8 protein-coding genes are annotated in these 6,762 nt (G+C 60.4%); 4 read left to right on the top strand and 4 right to left on the bottom strand.

Annotated elements, in window-relative coordinates:
* On the top strand, positions 1–1,380 hold a 1,380-nt coding region (locus tag DOU50_RS01775), incomplete at its 5' end, for a carbon starvation CstA family protein (RefSeq protein ID WP_148768635.1).
* Positions 1,381–1,440: 60 nt separating this feature from the next.
* Positions 1,441–1,638 (top strand): YbdD/YjiX family protein, encoded by a 198-nt coding sequence (locus DOU50_RS01770; protein ID WP_006809671.1) that lies wholly within the window; start codon positions 1,441–1,443, stop codon positions 1,636–1,638.
* Here the strand turns inward: DOU50_RS01770 and DOU50_RS01765 are convergent.
* The 4 genes from DOU50_RS01765 to DOU50_RS01750 form a co-directional block, all read right to left on the bottom strand.
* Entirely contained in the window at positions 1,635–2,039 is a 405-nt protein-coding gene (locus DOU50_RS01765; protein WP_045909615.1) for a helix-turn-helix domain-containing protein, read from the bottom strand. The genes DOU50_RS01770 and DOU50_RS01765 overlap by 4 nt on opposite strands.
* The gene (locus tag DOU50_RS01760) at positions 2,011–2,316 is read right to left on the bottom strand and encodes a type II toxin-antitoxin system RelE family toxin (protein WP_032649596.1); all 306 of its coding nucleotides are present in this window, start codon (positions 2,314–2,316) and stop codon (positions 2,011–2,013) included. The genes DOU50_RS01765 and DOU50_RS01760 overlap by 29 nt, the downstream gene beginning before the upstream one ends.
* A 183-nt stretch (positions 2,317–2,499) precedes the next feature.
* Positions 2,500–3,243 carry an SDR family NAD(P)-dependent oxidoreductase gene (locus DOU50_RS01755; protein WP_024906989.1) on the bottom strand — a complete coding sequence of 248 codons (744 nt, stop codon included), beginning with the start codon at positions 3,241–3,243 and terminating at the stop codon, positions 2,500–2,502.
* Positions 3,244–3,300: 57 nt separating this feature from the next.
* The gene (locus DOU50_RS01750; protein ID WP_024906990.1) at positions 3,301–4,389 is read right to left on the bottom strand and encodes an oxidoreductase; all 1,089 of its coding nucleotides are present in this window, start codon (positions 4,387–4,389) and stop codon (positions 3,301–3,303) included.
* A gap of 159 nt (positions 4,390–4,548) precedes the next feature.
* Here DOU50_RS01750 and DOU50_RS01745 point away from each other — a divergent pair, with 159 nt between their 5' ends.
* Both DOU50_RS01745 and DOU50_RS01740 read left to right on the top strand, forming a co-directional pair.
* Positions 4,549–6,051 (top strand): sugar ABC transporter ATP-binding protein, encoded by a 1,503-nt coding sequence (locus DOU50_RS01745; RefSeq protein WP_148768634.1) that lies wholly within the window; start codon positions 4,549–4,551, stop codon positions 6,049–6,051.
* Positions 6,048–6,762, top strand: a 715-nt coding sequence (locus DOU50_RS01740) for an ABC transporter permease (protein WP_148768633.1), incomplete at its 3' end; no start/stop codon positions are given. The genes DOU50_RS01745 and DOU50_RS01740, both read left to right, overlap by 4 nt.

Here is a 6,762-nt window from a genome sequence, read left to right as displayed (position 1 = left end):
CCGACCTGGGCGCCGTTCTTCGACTTTACCGGCGTACAGCTGACCTGGATGCTGGTGGGCTACGGCTTTGTGGCGGCGGTGCTGCCGGTGTGGCTGCTGCTGGCCCCGCGTGACTACCTCTCTACCTTCCTGAAAATCGGCACCATCATTGGGCTGGCGATCGGCATTCTGATTATGCGCCCGACCCTGACCATGCCTGCGTTAACCAAATTTATCGACGGCACTGGCCCGGTCTGGACCGGTAACCTGTTCCCGTTCCTGTTTATCACCATCGCCTGCGGCGCGGTGTCCGGCTTCCACGCGCTGATCGCCTCCGGGACGACGCCGAAGATGCTGGCGAACGAAAATCAGGCCTGCCTGATTGGCTACGGCGGCATGCTGATGGAGTCCTTCGTCGCCATCATGGCGCTGGTCTCGGCCTGTATCATCGACCCGGGCGTGTACTTCGCGATGAACAGCCCGATGGCGGTCCTGGCGCCGGCTGGAACCGTTGACGTGGTGGCATCCGCCGCGCAGGTGGTGAGCGGCTGGGGCTTTGCGATTACCCCTGATACGTTGACGAGCATCGCCAGTGAAGTGGGCGAGCAGTCGATTATCTCCCGTGCGGGCGGGGCGCCGACGCTGGCGGTCGGCATGGCCTACATCCTGCACGGCGCGCTGGGCGGGCTGATGGACGTGTCGTTCTGGTATCACTTCGCCATCCTGTTCGAGGCGCTGTTTATCCTGACTGCGGTGGATGCGGGAACCCGTGCGGCGCGCTTTATGCTGCAGGACCTGCTGGGGGTGATCTCCCCGAACCTGAAGCGTACCGATTCGCTCCCGGCTAACCTGCTGGCGACGGCGCTGTGCGTGCTGGCATGGGGCTACTTCCTGCATCAGGGTGTGGTCGACCCGCTGGGCGGGATTAACACCCTGTGGCCGCTGTTTGGTATCGCCAACCAGATGCTGGCAGGCATGGCGCTGATGCTCTGCGCGGTGGTGCTATTCAAGATGAAGCGCCAGCGTTACGCCTGGGTGGCATTAGTGCCAACCGCATGGCTGCTGATCTGTACCCTGACTGCAGGCTGGCAGAAAGCCTTCAGCCCGGACAACAAAGTGGGCTTCCTGGCGATCGCCAACAAGTTCCAGGCGATGATCGACAGCGGTAAGATCCCGGCGCAGTACACCGAGTCGCAGCTGTCTCAGCTGGTGTTTAACAACCGTCTGGACGCCGGGCTGACCATCTTCTTTATGGTGGTGGTCGTGGTGCTGGCGTTGTATTCTCTCAAGACCGCGCTGGCGGCGTTGAAAAACGATAAGCCAACGGCGAAAGAGACGCCGTACGAGCCAATGCCTGAAAACCTGGAAGAGATTGTGACCCAGGCGAAAGGGGCGCACTAACCTTTGTGCCGGGTGGCGGCTTCGCCTTACCCGGCCTACATTCCCTGTGAGATCAGAATCATGTTCGACACCCTTTCCAAAGCCGGTAAGTACCTGGGCCAGGCCGCCAAAATGATGATTGGCGTGCCGGACTACGACAACTACGTCGAGCATATGCGCGTCAACCATCCGGACCAGACGCCAATGACCTATGAAGAATTTTTCCGTGACCGCCAGGACGCCCGTTACGGCGGCAAGGGCGGAGCGAAGTGCTGTTAACCCTCTTTCGGAAGATAGAGGCTGATCTGCTCCTGCTTACAGCCGTAGATCGCCGCCAGCTTTTCGCGGGTGCGTTTTTGCGGACGGGAGTCCAGCGCTTCCAGCTGTGACACGGCGGACTGGCTGATACCGAGTTTCTCCGCCACCTCCTGCTGGGATAACCCACGCAGGATACGCCACGCGGCCTGCAAGCTGACGTTCTGCCAGGTCATGATGCTGCACACTTCTCCGGGCAATTCCACGTCATCCAGACTATCGTGTTCGACCTCAATATCCTCCAGATCGTCATCGGTTTCGTCGTCAATTTCTGACATCTGTAAGAGCATACGAAAATATTCGTGATAGGGAATAACGGCGTACTGCGTTTTCCCGTTATCGTCCTTGATTAGCTGTACAGCCATATGTGGCACTCTCCTCATGTAGGTAAGTCGTTGAAGTTCTGCGCTTGACGGCCAAAACATAACAATGGTCATCGGGATCGTCCCGAAGCGTATAGATGATGCGGTAATCGCCAACGCGTAGCCGGAAATGATCTTCTGTCGCCGATATTTTTTTGATATCGGGCCGGGGAGCCGAGCGGTCATCCAGCTCAGTAAGCTTTACCTCAATGCGTCGCTGATACCGCTCTTCAATCTTTGAAAACGCCTTCTTTGCACCATTGGACCAGACAATCTTCATCCGTACCTCCACTGTACGCCCACACAGAATATAAGGAAATAATAAGACTATTAGATAAATTCCGAATTTCTAATGGGGTACTGTAGAGCGGAGAAAAACCGGAAGAAAGCGGCAAAACGGGAACCGTCGAGGGTGCTCGGGAAGGCCTCTGCCGGACGACAGAGGCTTGCAGGAAATGTGCGATCAGGCGTTCAAACCACCGTCCACGTCCAGACCGGTACCGGAGATCTGCCCGGCAGCCGGGCTGGCGAGGAAGGTGACCGCCGCCGCGATGTCTTCCGGCTGGCCGTAGTGACCGACCGCAATCATCTGGCGCTGGGCTTCCGCCTGTTCGCCGTCTTCCGGGTTCATATCGCTGTTGGTGGGGCCGGGGTGCACCAGGTTTACGGTAATGCCGCGCGGTCCTAAATCACGGGCCAGACCGCGGGTGAGGGAGTTAAGAGCGGACTTCGTCATCGAGTAAACGGCAATGCCCGGCATCGCCACGCGGTTTGCCAGACAGCTGCCGATGTTGATGATGCGCCCGCCGTCGGACATGTGCACCAGCGCTTCCTGAATGGCGATCACCACGCCGCGGATGTTGACGTTGATAAGGGCGTCAATATCTGCCAGCGTCATGGACTCCAGCGGGCCGCCGCGCGCGATCCCGGCATTGTTGACCAGAATGTCCAGCCCGCCAAGGGAACGTGCCGCATGGGTGACGGCATCCTGAATCGCCTGCGCACTGGCGCTGTCCGCCTGCACGGCTTCGCTGTGTCGTCCCAGCGCCTTAATCTCATCGGCGACCGCCTGGGCTTTATCGGCAGATTTTTCATACGTAATAATCACATCCGCACCGGCGCGCGCCAGCGAGAGTGCAATAGCCCGACCCAACCCGCGGCTGGCACCGGTAACCAGCGCCTTTTTACCTGTTAAATCGATCTGCATGATGACCTCGTTGCAAGAGTAGAAAGAATCATCATTAGGTATAGCCTGTCGGCGCGATTAACGGCTGAAGGATTCCACTTTCTCAAACGCGGCGCGCAGAACGTCAGGCGTTAACGCAACCGGTAGATAGTGAATCGACTCCACCGGGCGCAGGGTGTGGGCAATGACCTTATCCAGCGCTTCCCGGTTATTGATGTCGACGTCCAGCTCGCGAAGCGTGGTCGGCAGGTTAAAGCGCTGGTACGCCGTCACCAACTGCGCCAGCACGTCGTCCTGGCCGAGCAGGGCGCTCTGCACCAGAATGCCGTAGGCCACCTTGGTACCGTGGAGGTATTTTTCCGTCTGCGGCAGCACGGTTAAACCGTTGTGCACCGCATGCGCCGCCGCCACGCGGGTATAACGTTCGCCCAACCCGCCGACCATCCCGCCGCCGGCGATAATCGCATCCACCACGTCCCGAAACGCCTGCGTCTGTTCGCCGCGCTGCTGGTCGGCCAGCGCTTCCTCACTGTGCTCCAGCAGCACGTCGCGGATCGCCAGCGCGCCGTTGATGCCCAGCCGCACGGTCAGCGGCAGGTTCTGCGGCTCAGGTGCCAACACAACCGCTTCGTACCACTTCGCCAGCGTATCGCCGATGCCCGCCAGCAGGTATTCCGCCGGGGCGTTAAGGACGATCTGCGGCTCTACCAGCACCAGGAAGTTGGCGTCGTCGAAGATCTCAAAATGCAGCGCCTGACCTGCATCGTTGTACCAGACGGAGAGCGGGGTCCACGCCGCGCAGGTGGCGGCAACGGTGGGGATGCCCACGAACGGCACGCCCAGACGACGCGCCACGGCCTTGACGGTATCCAGTACCGCACCGCCGCCGACGCCAATCACCACGCTGGCGTCACTGCCGGATTCGTTCACCAGATGGGTGACGTCGCGCTCGCTGCAGTGGCCTTTAAACAACAGGTGTTTCGCCCCCGGCGCGTGAAAGCTCTCAGGCAGGAAAGGGCGCGCGCCGTCGATAGCGCGCTCGCCGTAGATCCACACCGCGCGGGAAAGCTGTTCCGGGGTAAAGAAGTCATTCAGATGCGCAAGGCTTCCGGGATGGGAGAAGTAGTTCGCCGGGCCAGGCACGACGCGGATATCGGTGTTGCTCATGGTGTTGTCCTTTTTTAGCAAGCGCTAACCCGATGTTATGTCTGGACATCCGGATGGCTAATAATATTTCGCTTTAACTTATGCCTTTTCCGTCGTTGTCAGTCAACCGGAGCTGTGAAAAATTCGATAAATCAGAAGAGTAATGAAGGATTTACGCGGATGGTTTCCAGTCGCCTTAAAATGCGCGGTATCAGCCTGGCCTTTTCCGGGTTTCAGGCGCTGTCGCGCGTGAACTTCACCTTAACCGGCGGATCGGTACATGCGCTGACCGGTGCCAACGGCGCGGGAAAATCGACGCTGATGGCGGTGCTGTGCGGGACGCACGACAACTATGAGGGTGAGATCAGCATTAACAACCAGCCGGTAAGCATCCGCGAGCCGCTGGACGCCAAACGGCTGGGGATCCACCTCGTGCAGCAGGAGGTGGACGTGGCGCTGATCCCGGGGTTAAGCATTGCCGAAAACATCATGCTCGACCAGCTGGCGCAGCCGGGGCATCGCTTCAGCTGGGGCGCGGTCCGCCAGCAGGCGAGACAGGCGCTGGCGCAGCTGGACGTTTCTATGGACGTACGCCGTTCCATCGACAGCTGCACGCTTGCCGAAAAGCAGCAGATTTTGCTGGCGCGCGCCCTGTCTCATCACTGTCGTTTTTTGATTCTTGATGAGCCCACCGCGCCGCTGGACGCGCACGAGAGCGAGCGCCTGTTTGCCGTGGTGAGACGGTTAAAGCAGCAGGGCATCGGGGTGGTGTTTATCTCCCACCGCATTCACGAGCTGAAGGCCATCTGCGACACCTTAACGGTGCTGCGCGACGGCAAGCTGATCGAGTCCGGCCCTATGGCCGATCTTAGCGGCGAAGCGATCGTCGAGAAGATGCTCGGCCACGTGCTGAGCGATATCTACCCGCCCGCTCGGCCGCCGCACGGCGACGAAACGCTGCTGCGGGTGGAAGGTCTGCATGACGACGCGCTGCTGAAAGATATCTCCCTGCACCTGCGCAAAGGCGAAATTCTCGGGATTGCCGGGCTGGCGGGGGCGGGGAAAACCGAACTCTGCAAGGCGCTGTTTGGCGCCAGCAAAAGCCGCGTGGCGCGCGGTGAGTTGAATCAACAGCCCTGGCAGCCTCGCGACCCGGCCGACTCGGTGCTGCGCGGCCTGGCGCTGGTGCCGGAAGAGCGGCGCAAAGAGGGCATTTTTATCGACGAGCCGGTGAGCATGAACCTTGCCGTGTGCGCTGATAACAGCTTCTCGCGCTGGAGCCTGTTCGGCCATCGTCAGGCGTGGCGCTGGGCGGAGGAGGTGATCGCCCGCGTCGGCGTGCGCGCCCGCTGTCCCGGGCAGGTTTTGCGACGTCTCTCCGGCGGCAACCAGCAGAAGGTCGCCATCGGCAAGTGGCTGCGCAATGACGCGAGCGTGCTGATCTTCGACGAGCCGACCAAAGGCGTGGACGTGAAGGCCAAAACCGATCTGTTCCAGCTGATCGACGGCCTGGCGCGCGAGGGCAAAGGGGTGATTTACGCCTCCGGCGAGTTTGCCGAGCTGGTTGGGCTGTGCGACCGCATCTGCGTGCTGTGGGACGGGCGCATCGTGGCGGAAATCGCCGGGGCCGAGGCCCGTGAAGAGACACTACTTTATTATTCAACCGGAGGAACGGCGTCGTGAGCAAGGCCCTTTCAGTAAACGCGACGGCGTCTGGCCGTCAGCAGATTTTCGATTTTCTCTACAAGTGGGGCATGCTGTTAACCGTCGTCGCGCTGGTGGCCGTCTTTGGCCTGGCGTCGGACAGCTTCCTCGATCCAAACAACATCATCAATATTCTGCGTTCGATTGCCATCGTGACGGTGATATCCATCGGCGTGTCGATATCGCTGACCATCGGCGGGTTCGATCTCTCCGTAGGATCGACCGCGTCGCTGGCGAACGCGCTGGTGATTTCCCTTTTCGTCTGGCACGGCTTCGGCACCACCGAGTCGATTCTGATCACCCTCGCGCTCTGCACGCTGGTCGGCCTGTTTAACGCCTTTCTGATCGTCATCCTGCGCATTCCGGACATGCTCGCGACGCTGGCCAGCCTGTTTGTGATCCAGGGCGTGGCGATGACCTACAGCTACGGCGGCTCGATTACCGAGAACATGGTGCTGCCGAGCGGTGACATGGCGGAAGGCACCATTCCGACGGCGTTCAGCCTGCTGGGGCAGGTGCCGACGATTGTGATCATCATGCTGGTGGTGACGTTTCTGGCGCAGCTGGGGCTGTCGCTCACCACTCACGGTCGTCGGATGTACGCCATTGGCGGTAACCCGGAAGCGGCGCGCCTCTCGGGGATTCGCACCACCCGCTACAAGGTGGCGGCCTACGTGATTGCCTCCCTCT

Source organism: Enterobacter sp. C6, from assembly GCF_008122455.1.
GTDB classification, from domain to species: domain Bacteria; phylum Pseudomonadota; class Gammaproteobacteria; order Enterobacterales; family Enterobacteriaceae; genus Enterobacter; species Enterobacter pseudoroggenkampii.
This window is presented reverse-complemented; position numbering and strand designations above follow the sequence as displayed.

What these genes read in the sequence shown, in the direction of transcription:
- DOU50_RS01765 (WP_045909615.1), bottom strand. Translation starts at nt 2,039, where the DNA reads ATGGCTGTACAGCTAATCAAGGACGATAACGGGAAAACGCAGTACGCC.
- DOU50_RS01755 (WP_024906989.1), bottom strand. Translation starts at nt 3,243, where the DNA reads ATGCAGATCGATTTAACAGGTAAAAAGGCGCTGGTTACCGGTGCCAGC.
- DOU50_RS01745 (WP_148768634.1), top strand. Translation starts at nt 4,549, where the DNA reads ATGGTTTCCAGTCGCCTTAAAATGCGCGGTATCAGCCTGGCCTTTTCC.
- DOU50_RS01750 (WP_024906990.1), bottom strand. Translation starts at nt 4,389, where the DNA reads ATGAGCAACACCGATATCCGCGTCGTGCCTGGCCCGGCGAACTACTTC.
- DOU50_RS01770 (WP_006809671.1), top strand. Translation starts at nt 1,441, where the DNA reads ATGTTCGACACCCTTTCCAAAGCCGGTAAGTACCTGGGCCAGGCCGCC.
- DOU50_RS01760 (WP_032649596.1), bottom strand. Translation starts at nt 2,316, where the DNA reads ATGAAGATTGTCTGGTCCAATGGTGCAAAGAAGGCGTTTTCAAAGATT.